The following is a 21,779-nucleotide window of genomic DNA, read 5'->3' on the forward strand; positions in this document are numbered from 1 at the left end:
TCCCGCCTGTCGGCAAATCATCCGGACCGACGCCCGGCAAAACTTTGTCGATCTGACTGCCATAGCCAAAGAAGCCTGGTGTATTAAGATCTTGGCTTCCTGACCGGGACCGTTCTGACTGATTGCGCAGCTGAGCGTTGTCCTGGATATTGATGACGACGGTCAAGATGTCACCGACATTTTGCGCCCGCTGGTCATCAAAGAAACTGCTGGTGCCTCGGCTCCATAAACTGGACGCTTCTGCGCGTTTCGGGCGGCGGTTCGGTTCCGTGCGGGGCAGGGGTACGCTGACCCTGTTCACTTCGGGAACCAATTGCGGGTCCATTTCGCTGAATTGCGGATTACGAGTTTCTTTATAGTTCTGAGTGCAGCCAGAGACTGCCAGCGCTCCCACTAACATGAGGAGTCCGAGAATCCGTTTGCTCTTGCGGTATTTTGCATGAGTTTGGGTCAAAACTGTGCCTCCACAACGCCGTCGGCGGTTGCGACGGCGGTAATTGTTTTGTTACTGGCGAGGTTCACGACACGCACTTCTTGGCCTAGATGCGCATCGCCAATGGCTTTGCCTTTTGCGGTCAGGGCAAGAGGGCCGTATTTGAGCTCAATCGTCACCCGTTCGCCACGTGCCACGACAATTGGCGGGATCACCGATTGGCGATGTACAGGACGTCCAGGGGCAAGCAGGCGACGCACTTGCATGCCATTGAGATCGTCGAAATCCGTGATCGCAAAAGCGTGGACCCTTGCCCATGGCATGTCGACCAGTTCGATGTCGTGTTCTGTCAGGATTTCCTCGGGCATAACGCGCCGGTTCACGACTGGAACCGGGACGCTTAGGATCGCCAGCCCCTGAATCCGGCGAAGGTCGCCTCTTTCTGTCACAAGATTGGCGATGAATTGGCCCGTGCCTTGATCGATCCAGAATTCTTTGATGAACTCGCCTTCTTCCGGCGTGCCTTGCGCAAACCGAATGTTGAAGCTGCCGTTCATTGGCATGGCTGGGCCGAATTCTTGTTCGGCACGTTCTGTCACCAGCTCGCTCGTCGGCACCGCCGCCGCCGCAAGGGGCAACAGTGATAGCGCCGCTGCGCCAATGAGGTTATGAACCCAGGCCCTCATGGATTAACGGATCTGGTTAGCGGTCTGCAGCATCTGATCGGCGGTTTCGATGGACTTAGAGTTCATCTCATAGGCCCGCTGCGCCTGGATCAGGTCGGTGATCTGCTGGATGATATTGACGTTAGAGTTCTCAAGGCTGCCCTGTCTGATCACGCCAACTCCGGCGTCACCGGGTGACGCGGTTGTGGCTTCGCCTGAGGCGCTGGTTTCTTCGAGCAGGTTGTTCCCGATGGGCTTAAGGCCGGCGTCGTTAAGGAACGTCGCGAGGGTTAGCTGACCAAGCTCTGTTGGGGTGTTTTCATTCTCTAAAAAGGCGGAAACCACCCCTTGTGCACTAACCGTGACCTGACGTGTGCCATCTGGAATGGTGATGCCCGGATCAATTTCATAGCCGTCTAGCGTGACGAGTGTGCCTTCAGCAGACAAGTTGAAGTTGCCCGCGCGGGAATAGGCAAGTGAACCATCTGGGCGGTTCACAACAAAGTAGCCGCGGCCTTCGATCGCCATATCCAATGGGTTTTCCGTTTGGATAAGCCCACCTTGCGTGTTCAGCCGAACCATGCCTGCGCCTTGAACACCGAGACCCACATTCAGGCCGACTGGACGAGCGGTTCCCTCTGTCGAGGTCAACGCGCCTTCTTCGATCATGGTTTGATAAATCAAATCCTGAAACGCTGCGCGGCCGGATTTAAAGCCGGTGGTGTTGGCGTTCGCGATGTTGTTGGCGATGACGTCAACATTGGTTTGTTGCGCCAGCATACCCGTGGCTGCAATGCCTAAAGCTTTCATAGCTTCTGCTCCTGCTCGTTATCGTGACCGCGCGGATGCGCGATCAGATCAAAGGACCCGACCCAGCCTTTCGATGGCTTGTTTGGTCAAATCATTCTCATCTCTCATCAATTGGACTGCGCGTTCGTATGCGCGCTGGATGTCCATCAGGTTGATCATCTCGACCACGGGCTGAACGTTGCTTTGTTCAATGTAGCCCTGCGAGATGGTCCCATTTTCTGTCTGTTCTGCCTGTGTCCCGCCTGCGAGGAACAACCCATTGCCAATGGGTTCAAGAAGGCTTGGATTATCGACACTAAATAGGCCTATTCGGCCAACTGTGCCGCCGTCGCGATCGGTGATTGTGCCATCATTTGCGATCGTGACCTGAGTTCCAGTCTCTGCTGGGATGGTGATGGCCGCACCACTGATATCCACGACCGGAGAGCCGCCCATCGTCACCAACTGGCCGTCGGTGTTCAGCGTCAAACGTCCGTCACGCCCATAGGCTGTTTCACCGCCGGGGGCTTCATAGCCAAAAAAGAACTCGCCGTTGACCGCTACATCTAGTGGGTTGCCCGTTGGCACAAATGTGCCTTGGCTCATGTCCACATAGATGCCTTTGTCTTGGACATAGTTCACCGCTTGGGTGTCATCACCGGAATTCGTAGGGTCGACCGCTTCCAGCAAGGGCTGCGATGCTTTGAACCCTGCGGTCGAGGCGTTGGCCATATTGTGAGCCGCAAGGTCAAGGCTCCGCTCCAGCGCGGTGGCCAATGACAGGGATACGTAATTGGTTGTGCCCATAGCTGCGACCTTGTGAAGATTCTGTTCTTAGCCGTTTTGAAGAGGTCCAAGAACAAATCCGATGAATACAACTAACCTTGGTTGTTGCTTGTTAAACTATCCATCAATATAAAGATTAAAACAAGATGTATTTGCAAAAACGCAAGGATAGTTAAGAATTCATGAAAGCACTCTGGCGCGGGTTTTTGCTTGGCTTGATGGGGTCTGTCTCTGGCATGGCCCTTCATGCGGCGTCTGCGCCAAAGGAAGAGGCGCCTGCGCCAGCCCCGAAGATTGAAAAGAAAGAAGAAATTCTCTCTCCGCGCACCGGAGTTCAGACGCTTTTTGACTTGGATCTACGGCGTTGGCCGGAAGAACGGTTTTATGAAAACCTGACCGCACAGATTGACGCTTTGTCCAAGACGCACGGGGTTGAAGGCAAGTCGGTGCTCATGGATATCGCTGAAATCTACATGGGTCAGATGATGATCTATGAGGCGGGCGATGTGTTGGCGTCTTTTGAGGGGATTGAGCCGGAACTTGAGACACGGCTGATGGCTTTGCGCCATGCCCACTCGCTGTTGGATGGGTATTCTGTTGAAGACTTTGCCTCTTCTCCGCTTGCGGCAAACACGCGGGTAGATCGGGCGTTTTGGGCCGCATTGCAGGCGATTGCGTCGGGGGACCCCGTGCTGTTGTCCGAAAATCTAGAACCGGGACTCTTGGGGTTGATGCATCAAACGCGGCCCGTTGCGCATACAATTTTACCGGTCCTGACAGAGGCAATGATCGAAGTTGGCGCTGAAGTGCATGCGCAACAGGCTTTGCGCTTGTTGAATGAGTTTCCAGATCTGGCGGACGGTCCTGCCGGATATTTTCTACGCGGTCGCGCGCATCAAATGCGGCGCAACCAATCTTCTGCGTTGGCGGCCTATTTTGAGGCGTCGAAAGGGTGGGATCGCTACGCTGCCCGCGCGCGACTGGCGCTGAGTGAAATGGCGCTGCAAGATGGTGGACGCGGCGCCTTGTTGGCGGCGCGTGATGTATTGGAGCATGGCAAAGACGCTTGGAAGGGCGATTTTTTAGAAATTCAGCTGATGCAAACCCTTGCGGAAGTGTTGGTGAAAAACGAAGCGGATGTCGAAGCTTTGAAAACCTACGGCACGATCATGCTTCGGTTCCCGGGAACTCCGGCGGCTGAAGATGCAGAGATACATGCGTCAGAAGAGCTGGAGATTGTATATGGGGCCGGGGAGAAGGGGGAGATCCCTTTAGCCCATTGGCTGTCGGTTCACTATCAATTGGTGCCGTCTTTCCGCTACTACGAAGCGTTTCCTGACTATGTAGAGCGCGTGGGGGATCATCTCTTTGAAAGCGGCGGCACAAGCATGGCTGCCACCGAATATCAGCGCGCGCTTGATCTGCTGCGGGATCAAAGAATCAATTACCCGGATCAGGCAGACCTAGAGCAAGAATTCGCCGTGCGCTTGAAGAAAGTGAACGCGCTTGAGGCTGGTGGGCAACTTGAAGAAGCGCGCGCATTGCTGGCTTCTTTGGAAATTCCTGCCGATCAGAAAAAACGTGAAACTGTCAATAAAATGCGGGCAAGTGTTTACGCAAAGCTTGGTGACAACGAAGCCTTGTTGCGCACCCATGTTCAAACGCCGACACCGGGCAATTTGCGCGGCTTGGCGCAGGCCCTTTGGGCTAAGAAAGACTGGCCTGGCGCTATCACCTTCTATGAGCGGCTTTGGGATGAATATCCCGGGTTTTTTGATGCAGATGACGCAACATATTTGCTGATTGCCGCGCATCGCAGCGAGCGGCGCGATGTGACAGAACGTTTGCTTGCGGTCTTCCCAAATCTGACCCAATCAGAGGGTTGGATGAACTTAGCAAAAAGTTTTGAGAGCGATCCGCCGCCGGTTTTTCCTTTGACCCGAGGGGCTGCGGATTCACGTATCGATCGACTACAGCGTTCTTTAGAGAACTTGGGTCAGTCGGACATCTAATAGGCTATTCTTTGTGTTTGATGAATAACAAAGGATAAAAGTACCTCTCTTTTTGAGATTTAATGAATTCTTTAACTCTCCTTAAAATTTATTCATGTATTGAATAATTAAGAAGACAACCAAGAATAAACTTCTGAGGCGCAAAAATGTCTATTTCGAGTGCATTGCAAACAGGAGTCAGCGGGCTCCAGGCAAACTCCACCGCTGTCGGCGGCATCTCTGAGAACATCGCCAACGCCAATACGGTTGGCTATCGTCGCGGTTTTGCACAGATGGTGACGACGACTGCAGGTGGCGGGACCAATAACGGCGTATTGTCCGTTGTTGCAGAGCAAGGAATGGACATTAACCGCGCTGGTGGTTTGATTTCCACCACATCCGCGACGGATCTCGCGATTGGCGGCAACGGTTTCTTTGTGGTTTCAGTAAACCCGAATGAAACGGTGCAGACCAACTACCACCTGACACGTGCTGGATCATTCTTGCCGGACCAAGATGGTAATCTGCGCAATGCGGCCGGGTTCTATCTGTCGGGTTTTCCTTACGATGCGAATGGTGATTTGGGCACGGTGGACCGAAGCTCTTTTGGATCTATGGAGACCGTGAATGTGGGCAATGTCACATTGTCCGCCGCACAGACCACGGAGATGTCTGTCGTGGGCAATCTACCGGCCCAAGACACCGGCTTGGCGACGCCGGGCGCGCCTTTTGAAACGTCATCGGAATTCTTTACCGGTCTTGGGGAATCCCAACGGATTTCCTTTAGCTGGCAGCCAACCAGCACTGCGAACCAATGGGACGTGAGCCTGTCTGACCAAGACGGCAACGCTTTGGGAACGGTGACGGTCGACTTTAATGACTCCGGTAGTTTGTCAGGCTCGCCTTCTGGTTATTCCGGTGTCACATCTAGCGCGGTCGCGCCTGCTGCATTTGCCTTTGATACGGCAACAGGGCAGGCCACCATCACCTTGAACAACGGGACGACGCCGCAGACTATTCAGGTCGATTTGGGCGAACCGGGAACCTTCTCTGGCATCACGCAATTCGCGGGGGACTTTTCGCAATCCTTTGAGCGGGACGGCTCAAGTGTTGGTCAGCTGATCCGCACCGAAATTGACGAAGCAGGGACATTGTTCGGTGTTTTCGACAATGGCATGCGACGTCCGCTCTACCAGATCCCTGTTGCAGTCGTGGACAACCCGAATGGGCTGATCGAAGAAAAAGGCAACGCCTATAGCCTCGCTGCTGAAACGGGTGCCTTCTTTGCGCTGGTCGCAAATTCCGGTTCAACAGGGTCGATTAATTCATCCGCATTGGAAGGATCCAACGTAGATATCGCGCAGGAAATGACGGATCTCATCCGGGTACAGCGGGCCTTCTCGGTCAACGCTCGAGTGATCACCACTGCGGATGACATGTTGGACGAAACCACGCGATTGAAACGGTAATTGGTCTGGATAGAGGGCTAATTAAATGAGCCTGAGTGGTGCTCTAAATACAGCTGCGTCAGGGCTCCGCGTTCACCAAACACTTTCGCAGGTGACCGCGGGCAACGTCGCCAACGCGATGACCGAAGGGTATTCGCGACGCAGTGTTGCGTTGACCAGCACTGCGTTGGGAACGGGCGGAGTTCTTGTCTCTGAGGTCCGCCGTGAGGTGGATGCTGCGCTGGTTCGTATGTCGCGCGCTGAAACTGCACGTATGTCGGAACAGCAGGCGATCCATGAAGGGTTGCGCGATTATACGCTTTTTTTGGGGCAGCCCGGCGATGGCGTTTCTCCCGGTGAGAAATTCGGCGCGTTTAGTGCCTCTTTGACGACTCTTGTGAACATGCCTGCGTCGACAGCTGCACAGCAAGGTGTGATCTTTGCAGCAGAGGATCTTGCAGGCACCATACGCAATGCAAGTGACCGGCTGGCGAGTTTGCGCGCCGACGTGGACATGGAAATCCGTTACGAAGTCTCGGACCTCAATGACAAACTGTATCAGTTGAGAGACTTGAACCTCCGTCTCCGGGATTTTGAACCCGGTACTCTGGAGGCCGCGTCCTACAGTGATCAAGTTGACGGACTATTGGACGAGGTGGCGAGCATTACCGACATCCGCATCAGCCGCACCGTCGATGGGGCTGTGAATATCTATACGACCGGTGGAGCCGCATTGTTGGAAGGGGATCAGGTTCAGGATGTGACCTATAACCCCGGCGACGGCACGCTGTTTGCTGGAACGCAAGAAGTCACTCCCGGTGTTGCGGGTGTGCGCGGAATGGAAGCCGGAAGCCTGGTTGGTTTTGTGACGCTGAAGCGCGAAATCATACCTGAGTTCCAGCTGCAGCTCGATGAATATGCGCGTGGCTTGATTCAAGCCTTTGAAGGCGCTGATGCTTCGTTGGCCGTTGGTCAGGCGGGCCTGTTTACGGACAACGGGTTTACTTATGACGCTGCGAATTTGGAAGGGTTGGCATCGCGGTTGCGCGTCAACGATGCGGTGGACTCTGGCGTTGGAGGATCGGCGCATCTGATCCGTGATGGTCTCGGCGCGACATCGGAGGGTCTGGCGTCAGATACCACTCAGATTCAGGCCTTTATTGACTCGTTGCACGTGGCGATGAACGCCGATCCGAACACGGGGATTGGTGCGACGATCACCTTGGCAGATTATGGTTCAGAGTTGGTGACCGCTCAGGGCACGCGCACCTCTCGTGCAGAACAAAGCTTTAATGCGGCGCGCTCAGCCGCCGAGGTGGTTCAGGCGTCTCGTAAAAATGTCGAAGGCGTGAATATCGACGAAGAGATGCAAAACCTCATGCTGATCGAGCAGAGCTATGCCGCGAATTCTAAAATTCTGACGGCGGTTTCTGAGATGCTCGACGAGTTGATTGCGGCAGTCTAGGGAGGGGTTGAGATGAGTTGGCTATCCACGCGCATGTCGTCTTATCAAATGAATTACTTCCTCAAGGGGAGTGTGTCTCAGGCGTCCCTCGCATTGCAGCGCGCGGGGCAGGAACTGTCCACCGGCCGGCGCGCAGATATGTTTGGCGATCTTGGGCCCCGTGCGGGTGTCGCGATCACAATGCGCGCGCGCGAAGAAAACACCCAGTCCTATATCGAAGCCAATAAAGTCCTAGAGAACAAGCTCGAGGCGATGCTAAGTGCGATCGAAACGGTCCGGGGACCGGTCGAAGATGTGCTGCAGGCCGCCATTGTGAATAAAGAATCCAAGAGTCTTGGCGCGGCAGCGATTCAGGCGCAGGCGCGCGCGGCGCTCGAGACGGTTATCGGAACGCTCAACATCAGCTTTAACAACGAGTTTTTGTTCTCGGGAACCACGAGTAACGCACCGGCACTGAACCGTTGGGACAGTGCAGATGCTGACACGGGGTTGTCACCGGAAGATGTGATCGCCGCAGTCTTAGGGTCAGGGCCCACATCCACCGCGGATGTGACGACAATGATGGCCGAGATCGATCAGATCTTTGATGGCACTCATTCCAATGCGAATTATCACTTCGAGGCGTCGTTCTATAACGGAACGCCCGAATTGGATGGCGGCGGTGTTCCAAACAATCGGATCGCAGGTCGTTTGGATCAGGATCAAGAGCTTGTGTACGGTGTCCAAGCAAATGACCAGGGCTTTCGCGATGTGATCAAGGGCTTGGCGGTTTTGGCGGCCGTGGACATTCAAGACATTGCTGATGAAGACACATACAGAGACTGGATGGATGCCGCTGTGAACACACTGTCTGATGGGCAGCAAGGGGTTCTGGCGGCGTCGGCGAACCTAGGATTTAACCAGCAGGTGGTAGAGAATGCCAAGCTGCGACTAGAGGATATTTCCATCGTTCAGCGTAAGCAGATCACGACTTATGAGAATATTGATCCCTACGAAGTGGCAACGCGTATGAGCAGTTTGGAAACGCAATTGCAAGCGAGCTACAGCGTCTCTTCCCGACTGTCCAACCTCAGTATTTTAGATTGGTATCGTTAGGTTTTTGAAGTCATAACAAAAAAAGCCGCGAACTTTTTGAAGTTCGCGGCGTTTTTGTTTTAGGCTCTAACTCAGCTTAAACGTGCTTCAACGGCCATTGATGGACGCATGGGCTCTAGCGGTTGGATGTCAGTTTCTTCCGGTGCGCTCAGCTTGTAGCCGCGACCGTGGATGGTTTCGATATACTGGGCTCCGCTTTGAGCTGCCGCTGCAATCTTTTTGCGCAGCTTGCAGATATAAACGTCGATCACTTTGTCAAATGGCTGATCCGCGCTCATTCCATAGACCGCGTCATAGATCGCGTTCTTCGAAATCACTTTGTTGGAATTCAACGCAAGGTGCTGGAAGATCGAATGTTCGCGCTTGGACAAGCGAATGCGTGCGCCAGATACGACTGGATCGCGCCCATCAAAGTAGGCTGTAACCTCTCCGACACTAACGCTTTCTGCCGCATGGCCGTGAAAGCGGCGCACGATGGAATTGATCCGCGAGAAGACCTCGGATCCCTTGATAGGGCTGACAATCACGTCGTCCGCCCCGCGATCAAGAGCCGCCGCGGTGTCTGTCGAGTTGCGGAAATCCCGCATAACTATCAATGGGTTCTCACAGCCAGAGGCGCGAACCGCGCGGATCTGTTTGTGAGTGCTTGCTGACTCACCGATCAGGATCGCACGATGTTCACTGCCCGGCTGGGACAGTGGCGCGAGACCTGTTTCAAAGAACTCTTCACCCACAAAGAGCGGTTGCAAGCCAACGTTCTCAAGCTCTGCTTGAAGGGATGCTCGACGTTTCTCGCGTGGCTCGAATACATAGGCGCGCATGGCGACCTCCGTTCCACTTGTTCTTGTTTATTCTTTATCGCTAGCAAGTATAAATCCGGCTTTCAACAACAAAAACAAAAAATAAAGAAGATTAATTCTAGGTTAAAGCTTTGATATCAAGGTTAAAGTAAGATTAAACTAGACATATCAAGGATAGTTTATTAATCCTTGGTTAGGGCATATAGGAAAGACCTATGGAGCAGTACCAAAAATTTTCCGGGCGCCTGAGAGCAGCAATCCTATACTTCCTAACGCTCGTATGCGTTGGGTTGTGGGCTAATGTTGCCACGGCGGATGTTCGAATTAAGGACATCGCCAGCTTTGAAGGTGTGCGCGAGAACCATTTGATTGGCTATGGGCTGGTCGTTGGTTTGCTCGGCACCGGTGATAAGCTGTCCAATAGCCCTTTCACGCGGGAATCCATGCGCGGCATGCTGGAGCGGTTGGGCGTCGCCAATATCGACGCGGACCTGCTTAAGACAACAAATACAGCAGCCGTCATGGTGACCGCTAAACTTCCCCCCTTCGGTCGACGCGGTGCGCCGATTGATGTCACCGTTTCTTCCCTAGGCGATGCATCAAGTCTGCGTGGGGGCACCCTTTTGGTCACCCCCCTGGCCGGAGCGGATGGAGAAGTCTACGCCGTTGCCCAAGGGGCGGTCGCTGTGTCTGGTTTCCGCGCGGAAGGCAACGCGGCAACCATCACCGAAGGTGTGCCAACCATTGCGCGTATCGATAATGGTGCGATCATTGAACGCGAAGTCCCATTCAGTCTGCGCGAGCTTAGCAGCTTCCGCGTCGCGCTCCGCAGCCCGGATTTCACCACTGCGACCCGTGTGCGCGACGTGGTGAATATGGAACTTGGCGCACAATATGCGCATGTTCTTGATCCAGGCACCATTGAGATCGAGATTCAGGACAAGGCAAATGTCGCCGAGTTTGTCTCTGTTATTGAAAACCTTGAGGTGCAGCCAGACACCGTTGCGCGGGTCGTAGTGGATGAGAAATCCGGCACGATTGTCATCGGGTCCAATGTACGTATAGGCCAAGTGGCGATCAGCCAGGGCGGTCTGACGGTGAAGGTGCGCGAGCGCTTCAACGTGTCTCAGCCGCAGCCAATTTCCATTGGCGGGACCACAGTGGTGATCCCGGACACAGAGTTGGACGTTGAAGAAGTAGACAGCAAATTCACTATCCTTGAAGGCGACGTAAGCCTGCAAGATCTGGTGGATGGCTTAAACGCTATTGGCGTTGGTGCGCGACAGACGATTTCGATCCTTCAAGCGATCAAGTCGTCCGGCGCGTTACACGCAGATTTGGAGATCATCTAATGGCTGATATCTCCATGCTCTCCTCGTTGTCTCAAGCCAAAGCGCAAATGGCGCAGCAGAAGGCTCTTTCTGCCGAAGAAATGGAGTCCTCCAAAGAATTCGAAGCGGTGTTCCTGTCTCAGTTTGTGGACGAGATGCTGAAGACTGTGGACATGGGAACTGGCGAAAATGACGGTCAGATGTGGCGGTCTTTCATGTCTGAAGCCCTTTCTAAAAGCCTGGTCGAGCAGGGCGGTCTGGGGCTTGCCTCCAACGTCCAGCAGATGATGGCCGCGTATAAGAGGAGTTGAGCGAGATGATTGCCACACGTCAATTCCGCATGAGCGAACGCCAGCGCACCCGTATCGGTGGTGCAGATGATCCAACGACGATGGATCTACAGAACATTGACGCGTTTGCAGGCAAGCTGAACGAAGCGATCACGCTTTTGAAGAAAGAGACCGCCGCGATCAACGAAGGTGATCTGAATGTGGTCAGCGAGAATTTTGATGAGAAATCCGGCCTCCTGAAGTGGCTGGAACTCAAGCGTCCTCTTGTGGAGCCATTTGTGAAGAAAGACGCCGCGCGCACGCGACGTTTGCCGGAACTTTTGGATGAACTGCGTGGGGCGGTCACGGAAAATACGACGCTTTTGTCACGCATGGCGGATGCAGCAGGCTCTGTCGCGCGTGAAATAGAGAAAGCAACCCAGAGGCACAGCCTCGATGGGCTTTACGGGAAGTCGGGCCAGAAGGTTAACGACTCAGCAACACCTAAGATGACCATAGATAGGGAATTTTAGCATAGGAAAGTCGCTTGGTGAGGGGCGAACATCACTCTTCAACAACTTGAACGTGGATTTTCGCGCTGAACAGGGCCGTTTAGCACGCTGCCAAGCAAGACGATAAAGGAAAGCAAAACATGTCATCCATACTTACAAACAGCTCCGCGATGGTCGCCCTGTCCACCCTGAATATGGTGAACAAGAACCTGAACGACACACAGACCAGGGTCTCTACCGGTTTGGCCATCGGGTCAGGTAAAGACAACGCCGCTTACTTCGCGATCTCAGAGACAATGAAGAGCGACAGCGGAATGTTTCAGGCCATCAATCAGGGCCTGACCTCCACGAAGAACGCCGTTGCGACAGCACGTTTGGGTTCTGAGACGGTGAAAGATCTGACGAAGGACTTCACAGAGCGTGTCGCTTTTGCGCAGGGTCGGGGTATTGATCTTAGCGAAGTTCAGGCGGAACTGGACTCGCTGGTAGATCAGATTGGGGCAGCTATTTCTCAAGCAACCTTTAATGGCGAAGACCTCGTTTCCGGTGCTGCGGCCAGCCAAACTGTTGTGACTGGCGTGACTCGTTCCGGTGGTACCTTCGCTGCGACCACAATCACTTTCCAATCCGTTGATTTGGGTGCGATTCAGACCGCACTAAGCGCGATTGATCTGACGACATCGACAGACCTGGCCGCGGAATTGGCATCAGCGGAGTCGCAGTTGGGCAACGCAATCGCTGCAGCGACATCCTTGGGCGTGACCGAGAAAACGCTGGAAGGTCAGCAGACGTTCTTGGATAATCTGACAGATACATTGGACAGCGGCGTGTCCGCGATGGTTGATGCCAATATGGAAGAAGAGGCCGCGCGGCTTCAGGCCTTCCAGGTTCAGCAGCAGTTGGCGACGCAGTCGCTCTCGATCGCGAACCAGGCACCGCAAAACATCCTATCTCTGTTCCAGTAAAATCGACGATTTGACGCGGGTTTTCGCGTCATTCATCAGCTTCTTGATCAACGGAAGTTACGAAAACAGCCACCATTTGGTGGCTGTTTCTTGTTATTCTTGGGGATTTTTTGCATCACTCAAGGTCAAAATTGGCCTAAATCACCATATCCTTTCCATATTACATAAAATAGAAACCCTGCTTTTAACTTCACGCATTAGCATGACCTGACGGCGATAAGCCCATTCAGTCAGAAGACTGATTACAATCCGAGAAATGAGGAGAGCATTAAATGTCGTCCATTCTCACTAACAATTCCGCAATGGTTGCCCTGTCCACCTTGAGCATGGTGAACAAAGGCTTGACTGAAACACAAACCCGGGTGTCCACTGGTTTGGCCATCGGGTCAGGTAAAGACAACGCTGCCTATTTCGCTATTTCCGAGACCATGAAAGGCGATAGCGGCATGTTCAAGGCCATCAATGAAGGCCTAACATCCACCAAAAACTCTGTTGCGACCGCGCGTTTGGGTGCTGAAACAGTAAAAGACCTCGCGTCTGACTTCTCTGAGCGCGTGGCCTTTGCCCAGGGTCAAGGCATTGACTTGTCTGAAGTTCAAGCCGAGCTCGACTCTTTGGTTGATCAGATCGGAGCGGCGATCGACCAAGCAACCTTCAATGGCGAAGATCTTGTATCTGGTGCCGCGGCGACACAAACCGTTGTAACTGGTGTGACTCGTTCTGGCGGTACCTTCGCTGCGACGACAATCACATTCCAGTCCGTTGATCTGGGTGCAATTCAGACTGCGCTTGATGCAATTGATCTGACAACGTCCACCGACTTGGCTGCCGATCTGGCAACGGCGGAAACGCAGTTGGGCAATGCAATCTCAGCAGCGACCTCTTTGGGTGTGACCGAGAAAACCGTGGAGGGGCAACAATCCTTCCTAGATAACTTGGCCGATACACTGGATTCCGGTGTCTCCTCGATGGTTGATGCGGACATGGAACAAGAAGCTGCCCGCTTGCAGGCATTGCAGGTTCAGCAGCAGTTGGCGACACAGTCACTGTCGATCGCAAACCAGGCACCGCAAAACATCCTAACGCTGTTCCGTTAATAAAAGCGGACTGAACAAGACTTTGAGAACGGCCGCCTTGAGGTGGCCGTTTTTTTTGTGCATTCCATTTGGCCAAAGCCGCTCGATATTAAGGGTCTAAGGCGCACGGCCTATCCTTAAGGCTATGAAAAATCAACCAAAAATAATGTCGAAAATGAGGCGTTTGGGGGTAAACGTAAACCGCGCTTTTAACTTGCTGATGTATGCCTAGGTCTGGCGATAAGCCCATTCAGTCAGAAGACTGTTTATAATCCGAGAAATGAGGAGAGCATTAATTGTCGTCCATTCTCACTAACAGCTCCGCAATGGTTGCCCTGTCCACCCTGAATATGGTGAACAAAGGCCTAAATGACACTCAAACCCGCGTGTCCACTGGCTTGGCCATCGGATCTGGTAAAGACAACGCCGCCTATTTCGCTATTTCAGAGACCATGAAAGGCGATAGCGGCATGTTCAAGGCCATCAATGAAGGCCTAACATCCACCAAAAACTCTGTTGCGACCGCGCGTTTGGGTGCTGAAACAGTAAAAGACCTCGCGTCTGACTTCTCTGAGCGCGTGGCCTTTGCCCAGGGTCAAGGCATTGACTTGTCTGAAGTTCAAGCCGAGCTCGACTCTTTGGTTGATCAGATCGGAGCGGCGATCGACCAAGCAACCTTCAATGGCGAAGATCTTGTATCTGGTGCCGCGGCGACACAAACCGTTGTAACTGGTGTGACTCGTTCTGGCGGTACCTTCGCTGCGACGACAATCACATTCCAGTCCGTTGATCTGGGTGCAATTCAGACTGCGCTTGATGCAATTGATCTGACAACGTCCACCGACTTGGCTGCCGATCTGGCAACGGCGGAAACGCAGTTGGGCAATGCAATCTCAGCAGCGACCTCATTGGGCGTGACCGAGAAAACGTTGGAAGGCCAGCAAAGCTTTCTTGAAAACTTGACCGACACATTGGATTCCGGTGTGTCTGCGATGGTTGATGCGGACATGGAACAAGAAGCGGCACGTTTGCAGGCCTATCAGGTTCAGCAGCAGCTTGCGACGCAGTCCTTGTCGATTGCGAACCAGGCACCACAGAACATCCTGTCATTGTTCCGTTAAGCAATACAACGTTGAGTGGAGCTTAGCTCCATTAACGAGAATCAATTCCGTTGATTCTACTAAAGGGTTAATAAATCGGCTTCCGAAAGGTGGCCGATTTTTCATATTTTGACCCATTGTTGCCGGTGCTTGGGTCATAATTGAGGCTTCTGCGACCAGATTTCTGAGATGCGGCCCATTAAACCCTTGAAAAAACACAGATTTAATTGGGCAAAATTAAGGCAGCCGCGCCTTATTTTCGCCTCCTTTCGCCCCGAAATGAACAACAAAAATTAAACCGGCTTTAACCTTTTCAGCGATAGCTTAATGGCAGGTTAACAAAACCGCTCAGTCAGAAGATTGAATACAAAACCCGAGAAATGAGGAGAGCATTAAATGTCGTCCATTCTCTCAAATAGTTCCGCAATGACCGCGCTGCAGACTCTGAAGTCTGTTAACAAAGGTCTTAATGAAACTCAGTCCCGTGTCTCCACCGGTTTGGCTATCAGCTCTGGTAAAGACAACGCCGCGTATTTCGCTATTTCTGAAACCATGAAAGGTGACAGCGGCATGTTCAAGGCCATCAATGAGGGCCTGACATCCACAAAGAACTCTGTTTCCACAGCACGTTTGGGTGCCGAGACAGTTCAAGGCCTCGCTCAAGATTTTTCCGAGCGTGTAGCCTTTGCTCAAGGTAGCGGCGTTGACCTGTCTCAGGTTCAGGCCGAGCTGGATTCCCTTGTGGATCAAATGACTGCTGCGATTGGCCAGTCCACTTTTAATGGTGAAGACTTGGTATCTGGTGCGGCAGCGACGCAGACTGTTGTGACAGGTGTTTCCCGCACAGGCGGCACATTCGCAACAACAACCATGTCTTTTGACTCCGTCAACCTGACCGCGATCGCGACAGCGTTGGATGGCATCGATCTGACAACGTCCACCGACCTGGCTGCCGATTTGGCAACGGCTGAAACTCAATTGGGTAGTGCGATCACCGCAGCGACCTCTTTGGGTGTTGCAGAGAAAGCCATCGAAGGTCAGCAGGATTTCCTTGGTGCTCTGACAGACACCATCGACCAAGGCGTGTCCTCTATGGTTGACGCAGATATGGAACAGGAAGCGGCCCGTATGCAGGCACTTCAGGTTCAGCAACAGTTGGCGACGCAATCCCTGTCGATTGCAAACAGCCAGCCGCAGTCGCTGCTGTCTCTGTTCCGTTAATTCGGTCTTAACGTTTAAGCTGTTTCAAAGGCTATTCGTAACGATTGAATTGTTTTTATCTCCTTTGAAGGAGCGAGGGTCGGCCGCCTTTTAAGGTGGCCGGCTTTTATGCGGTGGCTGAAAGATCGATGGGGACGTCGATGCCGGATTCCAACAACATACGGAAAATTTCGGCGAAAGACTGATCAGATGTTAACCGCTCCTCTTTGCGCTGCGCTAAGAACGCATCCGCCGCTTTGAAGAAGACGGCGGCCGAGTCAATTTCGGGATCGGTGCCGGGTTTATAAGCGCCGACGCGGATAAGGTCTTCCATGTCAGCGTATTTTGCCAAGGATTTGCGCGCTTCATTCATGATTTTGTATTCTTCATCAGAATGGCAGGCGGGCAGCATCCGCGAAATGGACCGCTGGATATTGATGGCCGGATAGCGGTTCTTCTCGGCAATGCTTCTGTCAAGCACGAGGTGGCCATCCACGATCCCGCGGATCGCATCTGCGATGGGTTCATTCATGTCATCCCCGTCGACCAAAACTGTGTAAATCGCGGTGATATCGCCTTCGCCATCCCGTCCGGGTCCAGCCCGTTCAAGAAGGTGGGGAAGTTCCGAGAACACCGTTGGCGGATAACCTTTCGTGGTAGGTGGCTCGCCGCTGGACAGGCCGATCTCTCGCTGGGCCATGGCGAAACGAGTGACAGAATCCAGCATCAGCAAGACTTGCTTGCCTTGTGAACGGAAATGTTCGGCGACTGTTGTTGCGGTAAAGGCGGCTTGGCGGCGCAAAAGCGGGGCTTCGTCCCCGGTTGCGACAACGACGACGGCGCGGGCCATCCCTTCGGGGCCTAGGTCCTCTTGGATAAACTCTTGAACTTCGCGGCCACGTTCGCCCACCAGACCAATCACGATCACATCGGCATTGGTGTTTCGCGCAAGCATCGCCATGAGCGTGGATTTACCAACGCCGGAGCCGGCAAAAACTCCCATCCGTTGTCCTTGGCAAATGGGGGTAAAGACATCGATGCATTTGATCTGTGTTTGCAGCTTATGACCAACGCGACGACGGCCAAATGCAGGGGGCGGCATATTGCGGCCCGATGATCTGGAACGCCCTTTTTTGAATCTTGGCGCATCGCCCATTGGACGACCAAGCCCGTCCACAACGGTTCCAATCCAGCTGTCGTCGGGGCTTATGCCTTCGTCATGCTGCACCAATTCGACAGGATCGCCGACGGCAACCCCATCCCAAGAGCCGAAAGGCAGCAAGCGTAAGCCGGCTTCGTCCGCGCCGACGACCTCCGCCATCACAGGACCTTTTGCGCCTTTAACCACGCAGCGCGCACCAATGCCGACGGCCCGTTGTAGCCCAGCCACCGTAAGCGACATGCCGACAATGGACTGCACGCGACCCATGATATGCATCGCTTCCAGCGAGGAAATTTTGGCCTTCAATTCCAAAAAAACCTTGGACACAAGAATAAACCCTGTTTTAATCTTTGTTATACTTGGTATAATCAACAATAAATCCACAGGAGTCCATGATGAATATCGAAACGCCAAGTTTCTTTGATCTCGCATCCCAGCGACTCAAGTGGTTGTCAGACCGCCAAAAGGTCGTTTCCGAGAACATCGCCAATGCTGATACCGCTGGGTATCGGGCAAAAGAGGTGGAAGGTTTTGACGCCTACCTCGCGGTTGCCGAAGGGCAAGATGTGACACCGGATGCCGCTGTCTTTGAAAGCGAAGACACCTGGAATCAGGATCTCACCGGAAACAATGTGGTGCTGGAAGAGCAGATCCTTGAGGCAAACGCGACCTCGGGTCAGTACAAGATCGCCGCAAATCTCTACCGCAAGGCGCATGAAATGATCCGTTCGGTTGCGGGTTAAGGAGGGGTAGATGGACAGCCTAAGCCTGATCGGGAAAATCGCCACAAGCGGCTTGCGTGCCCAGGGTGAGCGGATGCGCGTGGTTTCGGAAAACGTTGCCAACGCAAATTCTACTGCCAATGAACCGGGCGGTGACCCTTACCGTCGTAAAGTCGTTAGTTTTGGCGAGATGCTAGATGACGCTTCGGGTGTATCCAAGGTCGAGGTCGCGGATGTCGAACGTGACATGACCGACTTCACCGTCCGCTACGAACCATCGCATCCGGCCGCGGATGAGAGCGGTTATGTAAAAATGCCAAACGTAAATCCGCTGATTGAGATGAGCAATATGCGTGAAGCAAGCCGGTCTTATGAAGCTAACCTAACCATGTTGGAAAACGCGCGTGCCATGCGTAACCGACTGATTGATATGATTGAATAGGATTGAGCGATGAGTGATTTTTCTTCGATCCGATCCCAAGCTGCCATCCAGGGCGCCTATGGGGATGCCAAAAACCTGAAGTCTCCGGCGCAGGTTTCAAATGGTGAAGCCAAGACCGAGAGTTTTGGTGACATGCTGCGGCAGGCGGCGGAAACGTCGATGAACAATGTGCGCCAAGGTGACGAGGTTGCGACGCAAGGTCTGGTCGGCAAGGCGGGCATTCAGCAGGTGGTCGAAGCCACGATGACGATGGAAAGCACGGTTCGTGTGTCTGTTGCTGTGCGCGACAAGCTCGTGGAGGCCTATCAAGACGTCATGCGCATGCCGATCTAAATGATCGCGTGCGTCTTTTTGGAAGGATGCCGGAATGGACAGCGCTGGGGCATATGAGGTCATCCGCCTGACCATCAACACAATCCTGTTGGCGAGTGCGCCCATTCTGGCGGGCGCGTTGATCGTCGGCTTGATCATTTCTTTTGTGCAGGCGCTCACTCAGATCCAAGAGATGACGCTGACATTCGTGCCAAAGATTGTTGCGATTTTTGCGATATTGGCGCTGACGCTTCCCTTCATCTTCAGCTCACTCACGCGACTGTCCAATCAGGTGTTTGACCTGATTGTGTCCGGAGGGTTCTAGGATGTTGATCCGCGCTCTAACGGTTTTATTGGGATTGGCTCTGGCGACATCGGCGCAGGCCGATCTGTTTAACAACCTTTACGCATCGTTAAAAACAGATCCGCAATCCTTGACGGTTCAACAAGAGGAAACGCCCACGCGAGAAACGACGGGCGCGCAGTGTATCGCCGCGATTTTGGAAGCGGAGCAGCGTTACGATATTCCGGGCAATTTGCTTCTCGCGATTGGTATTCAAGAAGCAGGTCGCAGTGGCCCAGCGGGACTCGCGGTTTGGCCCTGGACCGTAAATGCCAATGGGGAAGGGGCGTTTTTCTCGACCCGCGAAGACGCGCAGGCTTGGGTGCGTGAAAAGCAAGCACAAGGCATCAACAGCATTGATGTGGGTTGCATGCAGATCAATCTGCGTTGGCATGGGGATCAGTTTGCACACCAAGATGCGGCTTTTGACCCTTGGCAGAATGCCGACTACGCGGCGCGGTTTTTAGTGGGGCTTTATCAAGAGACTGGCAGCTGGAGCAAAGCAGCGGGACGTTATCATTCGGCGACCGAGGTGCATCAGAACCGGTATTTGGAAAGCTTGGGACACAACCGCCAAGTGGTTGGGCGCAACATCGAGCGGCTCACCGCCTTGGCGCGATCATTTGTGCCCGTCGAAGTGGCCGAAGTCGTGGTGCCAAAAGCACCACCTCCACCGGTGTTCTGGAGTTCCAGCGAGAGCGGTGGTTACTCGATTTATTCCAACAATCCTGTCCGGCCGATGTTGCCGGCATACGAAGAATTTTTCTGAGGCTTAGATGAGCGCGACTGAAACAAATTCCCAATCTTTGGCCAGCGGTCTTTCTTCGGTCATGGCCAATCGCGACGTGGTCTTCGCGCTCGGCGTTGTGGCGATTTTGGGCATGCTCTTTGTGCCATTGCCTCCGATCTTGCTAGACTTCGGCCTCGCGATTTCCCTGTCGCTTGCCGTACTGATCCTGATGGTGGCTTTGTGGATCCCTACACCTCTGGATTTTAACTCTTTCCCGACATTATTGCTTGTCGTGACCATGCTGCGGCTTGCGCTGAATGTGAGCTCGACGCGGCTTATTCTCAGCCAAGGCCACACGGGCACCGATGCAGCAGGGCAGGTGATTGAAGGATTTAGCCGCTTCATTGTTGGCGGCGATTTCATCATCGGTATCGTGATCTTCTCGATCCTTGTGATCATCAACTTCATCGTGATCACCAAGGGTTCGACCCGTATCGCCGAAGTTGCTGCGCGGTTCAGCTTGGATGCGATGCCGGGCAAACAGATGGCGATTGATGCGGATCTGGGCGCGGGCATGATTGACGAGAACGAGGCGCGTGAGCGTCGTCGCGTTCTGGAAGAAGAAAGCGCGTTCTTCGGTGCCATGGATGGTGCGTCTAAGTTCGTCCGCGGCGATGCGGTCGCCGGTCTGATCATCACGGTCATCAACGTTGTGGGCGGCATCCTGATTGGTGTCGTGAGCTATGGTTTGACCGTTGGCCAAGCGGCCAGCAACTATACCGTATTGACGATTGGCGACGGTTTGGTCACACAAATCCCTGCTCTCGTTGTCTCGCTGTCCGCAGGTCTTTTGGTTACCAAAGGTGGCACCAAAGGCGCGGCGAACGAAGCGGTTCTCAGCCAGCTTGGTAACTTCCCACGCGCACTTTATATGGCGGCGGCGCTTTGTTTTGTGTTGGGTTTCCTACCGGGCTTCCCGTTGCTCGTCTTTGCTGCCTTAGCAGCGTGTATGGCGGTGCTTGGCTACTTTATGCAAGGCCAATTGGAAGAAGAGGCCAAGCGGGTTGCGGCGGCGGAAGCGGCGAAAGCAGAGCAGGGCGATGCCCCGGTTGATCCAATCAAAGATATGCTGAAACTCGACGATCTGCGCCTTGATCTGGGCAGCGCGTTGGTGCCGCTGATCAACTCGCCCGATGCGGCGCTGCCGGGTAAGGTGAAGAGCCTGCGCAGCCTGTTCATCAAAGACTACGGATTTGTCATTCCGCCCGTGCGGATCAAAGATGACGCGACGCTGCCGGCCATGAACTATGCCATCTCCATTCATGGTGTCGAAACCGCACGTGGTGAGTTGCGCCCAGGTGCGATGATGGTGATTGAACCGACCGGTGCCGACATTGATCTTCCGGGTGAACGCACACGCGAGCCGACCTTTGGATTGAACGCGGTTTGGGTTGATCAGACGCGGGCCTCGCAAGCCGAAGCGCGGGGCATGACTGTTGTCGATCCCGAGAGTGTGGTGACAACGCACCTGACCGAGATCATCAAAGAACATATGCCGGAGTTGCTGACTTACGCTGCCACGCAGGAGTTGGTGGAAGGGCAGACCAAAGAATACCAGAAGCTTCTTTCTGAGATTTCCAACAACGCCCCAATGGTGTTGATGCAGCACGTGCTGCAAACTCTGATGAGCGAGCGGGTGTCTATTCGCAACCTGCCAAAGATTATCGAGGCGGTGGCCGAAGCCTCTGGCACCACCAAGAATGTGCAGACCATTGTCGAGCATGTTCGCACCCAGCTGTCTAAGCAGATTTGCCAGAACCTTGTTGATGCCAATGGCTATGTGCCGGTTGTGACACTGGGCAGTGATTGGGAATCCGAGATGCACAGCGCCGTCTCAAAAACGGGTGATGAAACAAACTTCATCATGTCCCCGCAACGGGTGCAGGAGTTTGTTTTGGCGGTGCGCAAAGAGATCCAACGATTTGCCGAAAGCGATCAGTGGCCTGCCTTGTTGGTTGCACCAGACAGCCGCCCCTATGTGCGGTCGATCCTAGAGCGGGTCAGCCCGATGACTCAGGTGATTTCCCACAACGAGGTGCACCGGAAAGCGTCGCTGAAGACCGTCGCGACGATCGGCTGATCC

The 21,779-nt window shown here is 53.8% G+C and carries 23 protein-coding genes; 17 read left to right on the top strand and 6 right to left on the bottom strand.

The annotated features are described in order from the left end of the window. The 4 genes from TA5113_RS09320 to TA5113_RS09335 form a co-directional block, all read right to left on the bottom strand. Nucleotides 1-400 (bottom strand): flagellar basal body L-ring protein FlgH (locus TA5113_RS09320; protein ID WP_181949467.1); only part of this gene is annotated, 400 nt, incomplete at its 3' end. Between the two features lie 50 nt (nt 401-450). Beyond that, nucleotides 451-1,119: a flagellar basal body P-ring formation chaperone FlgA gene (gene flgA / locus TA5113_RS09325; RefSeq protein WP_058314844.1), complete on the bottom strand. Its 669-nt coding sequence runs from the start codon at nt 1,117-1,119 to the stop codon at nt 451-453. A gap of 3 nt (nt 1,120-1,122) precedes the next feature. Further along, the gene (flgG, locus tag TA5113_RS09330) at nt 1,123-1,908 is read right to left on the bottom strand and encodes a flagellar basal-body rod protein FlgG (protein WP_058314843.1); all 786 of its coding nucleotides are present in this window, start codon (nt 1,906-1,908) and stop codon (nt 1,123-1,125) included. A gap of 48 nt (nt 1,909-1,956) precedes the next feature. Then, a complete protein-coding gene (locus TA5113_RS09335) occupies nt 1,957-2,694 on the bottom strand; it encodes a flagellar hook-basal body complex protein (RefSeq protein WP_058314842.1) in 738 nt (245 codons plus the stop codon). Between the two features lie 161 nt (nt 2,695-2,855). On the opposite strand from TA5113_RS09335, the gene TA5113_RS09340 reads away from it, so the two are divergent. The 4 genes from TA5113_RS09340 to TA5113_RS09355 all read left to right on the top strand — a co-directional run bounded on the left by TA5113_RS09340 (nt 2,856) and on the right by TA5113_RS09355 (nt 8,672). Then, on the top strand, nt 2,856-4,685 hold the full coding sequence (locus TA5113_RS09340; RefSeq protein WP_058314841.1) for a hypothetical protein: 1,830 nt from the start codon (nt 2,856-2,858) through the stop codon (nt 4,683-4,685). Between the two features lie 146 nt (nt 4,686-4,831). Beyond that, nucleotides 4,832-6,133: a flagellar hook protein FlgE gene (locus TA5113_RS09345; RefSeq protein WP_058314840.1), complete on the top strand. Its 1,302-nt coding sequence runs from the start codon at nt 4,832-4,834 to the stop codon at nt 6,131-6,133. 25 nt (nt 6,134-6,158) lie between these two features. Next, nucleotides 6,159-7,577, top strand: coding sequence for a flagellar hook-associated protein FlgK (gene flgK, locus TA5113_RS09350; RefSeq protein ID WP_058314839.1), 1,419 nt, complete (start codon nt 6,159-6,161; stop codon nt 7,575-7,577). A gap of 12 nt (nt 7,578-7,589) precedes the next feature. Continuing rightward, nucleotides 7,590-8,672, top strand: coding sequence for a flagellin N-terminal helical domain-containing protein (locus TA5113_RS09355; RefSeq protein ID WP_058314838.1), 1,083 nt, complete (start codon nt 7,590-7,592; stop codon nt 8,670-8,672). Nucleotides 8,673-8,743: 71 nt separating this feature from the next. Here TA5113_RS09355 and TA5113_RS09360 read toward each other — a convergent pair whose 3' ends face one another. After that, a complete protein-coding gene (locus tag TA5113_RS09360; protein WP_058314837.1) occupies nt 8,744-9,493 on the bottom strand; it encodes a response regulator transcription factor in 750 nt (249 codons plus the stop codon). Between the two features lie 194 nt (nt 9,494-9,687). Between TA5113_RS09360 and TA5113_RS09365 the strand changes: the two genes are divergently transcribed. The 7 genes from TA5113_RS09365 to TA5113_RS09395 all read left to right on the top strand — a co-directional run bounded on the left by TA5113_RS09365 (nt 9,688) and on the right by TA5113_RS09395 (nt 15,946). After that, on the top strand, nt 9,688-10,824 hold the full coding sequence (locus TA5113_RS09365) for a flagellar basal body P-ring protein FlgI (RefSeq protein WP_082625859.1): 1,137 nt from the start codon (nt 9,688-9,690) through the stop codon (nt 10,822-10,824). Beyond that, nucleotides 10,824-11,114 (top strand): rod-binding protein, encoded by a 291-nt coding sequence (locus TA5113_RS09370; protein WP_058314836.1) that lies wholly within the window; start codon nt 10,824-10,826, stop codon nt 11,112-11,114. Before TA5113_RS09365 ends, TA5113_RS09370 begins: the two co-directional genes overlap by 1 nt. 5 nt (nt 11,115-11,119) lie before the next feature. Beyond that, nucleotides 11,120-11,605: a hypothetical protein gene (locus tag TA5113_RS09375; protein WP_058314835.1), complete on the top strand. Its 486-nt coding sequence runs from the start codon at nt 11,120-11,122 to the stop codon at nt 11,603-11,605. A 119-nt stretch (nt 11,606-11,724) separates the two neighbouring features. Beyond that, nucleotides 11,725-12,549 carry a flagellin N-terminal helical domain-containing protein gene (locus TA5113_RS09380; protein WP_058314834.1) on the top strand — a complete coding sequence of 275 codons (825 nt, stop codon included), beginning with the start codon at nt 11,725-11,727 and terminating at the stop codon, nt 12,547-12,549. 272 nt (nt 12,550-12,821) lie between these two features. Continuing rightward, entirely contained in the window at nt 12,822-13,646 is an 825-nt protein-coding gene (locus TA5113_RS09385; protein WP_058314833.1) for a flagellin N-terminal helical domain-containing protein, read from the top strand. Between the two features lie 275 nt (nt 13,647-13,921). Then, nucleotides 13,922-14,746 (top strand): flagellin N-terminal helical domain-containing protein, encoded by an 825-nt coding sequence (locus TA5113_RS09390; RefSeq protein ID WP_082638115.1) that lies wholly within the window; start codon nt 13,922-13,924, stop codon nt 14,744-14,746. A gap of 375 nt (nt 14,747-15,121) precedes the next feature. Next, nucleotides 15,122-15,946 carry a flagellin N-terminal helical domain-containing protein gene (locus TA5113_RS09395; protein ID WP_058314831.1) on the top strand — a complete coding sequence of 275 codons (825 nt, stop codon included), beginning with the start codon at nt 15,122-15,124 and terminating at the stop codon, nt 15,944-15,946. A 106-nt stretch (nt 15,947-16,052) separates the two neighbouring features. Here the strand turns inward: TA5113_RS09395 and TA5113_RS09400 are convergent, their stop codons facing one another. Next, complete coding sequence (locus TA5113_RS09400) at nt 16,053-17,414, bottom strand: FliI/YscN family ATPase (RefSeq protein WP_058314830.1); 1,362 nt, start codon at nt 17,412-17,414, stop codon at nt 16,053-16,055. Nucleotides 17,415-17,482: 68 nt separating this feature from the next. Between TA5113_RS09400 and TA5113_RS09405 the strand changes: the two genes are divergently transcribed. From TA5113_RS09405 to flhA, 6 genes are read left to right on the top strand one after another with little or no spacing between them, the layout of a single operon-like run. Then, nucleotides 17,483-17,830, top strand: coding sequence for a flagellar basal body protein (locus TA5113_RS09405; RefSeq protein ID WP_058314908.1), 348 nt, complete (start codon nt 17,483-17,485; stop codon nt 17,828-17,830). A 10-nt stretch (nt 17,831-17,840) separates the two neighbouring features. Beyond that, nucleotides 17,841-18,251 (top strand): flagellar basal body rod protein FlgC, encoded by a 411-nt coding sequence (flgC, locus tag TA5113_RS09410; protein ID WP_058314829.1) that lies wholly within the window; start codon nt 17,841-17,843, stop codon nt 18,249-18,251. 9 nt (nt 18,252-18,260) lie between these two features. Continuing rightward, a complete protein-coding gene (gene fliE / locus TA5113_RS09415) occupies nt 18,261-18,584 on the top strand; it encodes a flagellar hook-basal body complex protein FliE (protein WP_058314828.1) in 324 nt (107 codons plus the stop codon). A 34-nt stretch (nt 18,585-18,618) separates the two neighbouring features. After that, nucleotides 18,619-18,888, top strand: coding sequence for a flagellar biosynthetic protein FliQ (locus tag TA5113_RS09420; protein ID WP_058314827.1), 270 nt, complete (start codon nt 18,619-18,621; stop codon nt 18,886-18,888). A 1-nt stretch (nt 18,889) separates the two neighbouring features. Next, nucleotides 18,890-19,675: a transglycosylase SLT domain-containing protein gene (locus TA5113_RS09425; protein ID WP_058314826.1), complete on the top strand. Its 786-nt coding sequence runs from the start codon at nt 18,890-18,892 to the stop codon at nt 19,673-19,675. 7 nt (nt 19,676-19,682) lie between these two features. After that, complete coding sequence (gene flhA, locus TA5113_RS09430) at nt 19,683-21,776, top strand: flagellar biosynthesis protein FlhA (RefSeq protein ID WP_058314825.1); 2,094 nt, start codon at nt 19,683-19,685, stop codon at nt 21,774-21,776. Nucleotides 21,777-21,779: the final 3 nt, after the last annotated feature.

The organism is Cognatishimia activa (assembly GCF_001458335.1).
GTDB classification, from domain to species: domain Bacteria; phylum Pseudomonadota; class Alphaproteobacteria; order Rhodobacterales; family Rhodobacteraceae; genus Cognatishimia; species Cognatishimia activa.

What these genes read in the sequence shown, in the direction of transcription:
- flgA (WP_058314844.1), bottom strand. Translation starts at nt 1,119, where the DNA reads ATGAGGGCCTGGGTTCATAACCTCATTGGCGCAGCGGCGCTATCACTG.
- flgG (WP_058314843.1), bottom strand. Translation starts at nt 1,908, where the DNA reads ATGAAAGCTTTAGGCATTGCAGCCACGGGTATGCTGGCGCAACAAACC.
- TA5113_RS09335 (WP_058314842.1), bottom strand. Translation starts at nt 2,694, where the DNA reads ATGGGCACAACCAATTACGTATCCCTGTCATTGGCCACCGCGCTGGAG.
- TA5113_RS09340 (WP_058314841.1), top strand. Translation starts at nt 2,856, where the DNA reads ATGAAAGCACTCTGGCGCGGGTTTTTGCTTGGCTTGATGGGGTCTGTC.
- TA5113_RS09345 (WP_058314840.1), top strand. Translation starts at nt 4,832, where the DNA reads ATGTCTATTTCGAGTGCATTGCAAACAGGAGTCAGCGGGCTCCAGGCA.
- flgK (WP_058314839.1), top strand. Translation starts at nt 6,159, where the DNA reads ATGAGCCTGAGTGGTGCTCTAAATACAGCTGCGTCAGGGCTCCGCGTT.
- TA5113_RS09355 (WP_058314838.1), top strand. Translation starts at nt 7,590, where the DNA reads ATGAGTTGGCTATCCACGCGCATGTCGTCTTATCAAATGAATTACTTC.
- TA5113_RS09360 (WP_058314837.1), bottom strand. Translation starts at nt 9,493, where the DNA reads ATGCGCGCCTATGTATTCGAGCCACGCGAGAAACGTCGAGCATCCCTT.
- TA5113_RS09365 (WP_082625859.1), top strand. Translation starts at nt 9,688, where the DNA reads ATGGAGCAGTACCAAAAATTTTCCGGGCGCCTGAGAGCAGCAATCCTA.
- TA5113_RS09370 (WP_058314836.1), top strand. Translation starts at nt 10,824, where the DNA reads ATGGCTGATATCTCCATGCTCTCCTCGTTGTCTCAAGCCAAAGCGCAA.
- TA5113_RS09375 (WP_058314835.1), top strand. Translation starts at nt 11,120, where the DNA reads ATGATTGCCACACGTCAATTCCGCATGAGCGAACGCCAGCGCACCCGT.
- TA5113_RS09380 (WP_058314834.1), top strand. Translation starts at nt 11,725, where the DNA reads ATGTCATCCATACTTACAAACAGCTCCGCGATGGTCGCCCTGTCCACC.
- TA5113_RS09385 (WP_058314833.1), top strand. Translation starts at nt 12,822, where the DNA reads ATGTCGTCCATTCTCACTAACAATTCCGCAATGGTTGCCCTGTCCACC.
- TA5113_RS09395 (WP_058314831.1), top strand. Translation starts at nt 15,122, where the DNA reads ATGTCGTCCATTCTCTCAAATAGTTCCGCAATGACCGCGCTGCAGACT.
- TA5113_RS09405 (WP_058314908.1), top strand. Translation starts at nt 17,483, where the DNA reads ATGAATATCGAAACGCCAAGTTTCTTTGATCTCGCATCCCAGCGACTC.
- flgC (WP_058314829.1), top strand. Translation starts at nt 17,841, where the DNA reads ATGGACAGCCTAAGCCTGATCGGGAAAATCGCCACAAGCGGCTTGCGT.
- fliE (WP_058314828.1), top strand. Translation starts at nt 18,261, where the DNA reads ATGAGTGATTTTTCTTCGATCCGATCCCAAGCTGCCATCCAGGGCGCC.
- TA5113_RS09420 (WP_058314827.1), top strand. Translation starts at nt 18,619, where the DNA reads ATGGACAGCGCTGGGGCATATGAGGTCATCCGCCTGACCATCAACACA.
- TA5113_RS09425 (WP_058314826.1), top strand. Translation starts at nt 18,890, where the DNA reads ATGTTGATCCGCGCTCTAACGGTTTTATTGGGATTGGCTCTGGCGACA.
- flhA (WP_058314825.1), top strand. Translation starts at nt 19,683, where the DNA reads ATGAGCGCGACTGAAACAAATTCCCAATCTTTGGCCAGCGGTCTTTCT.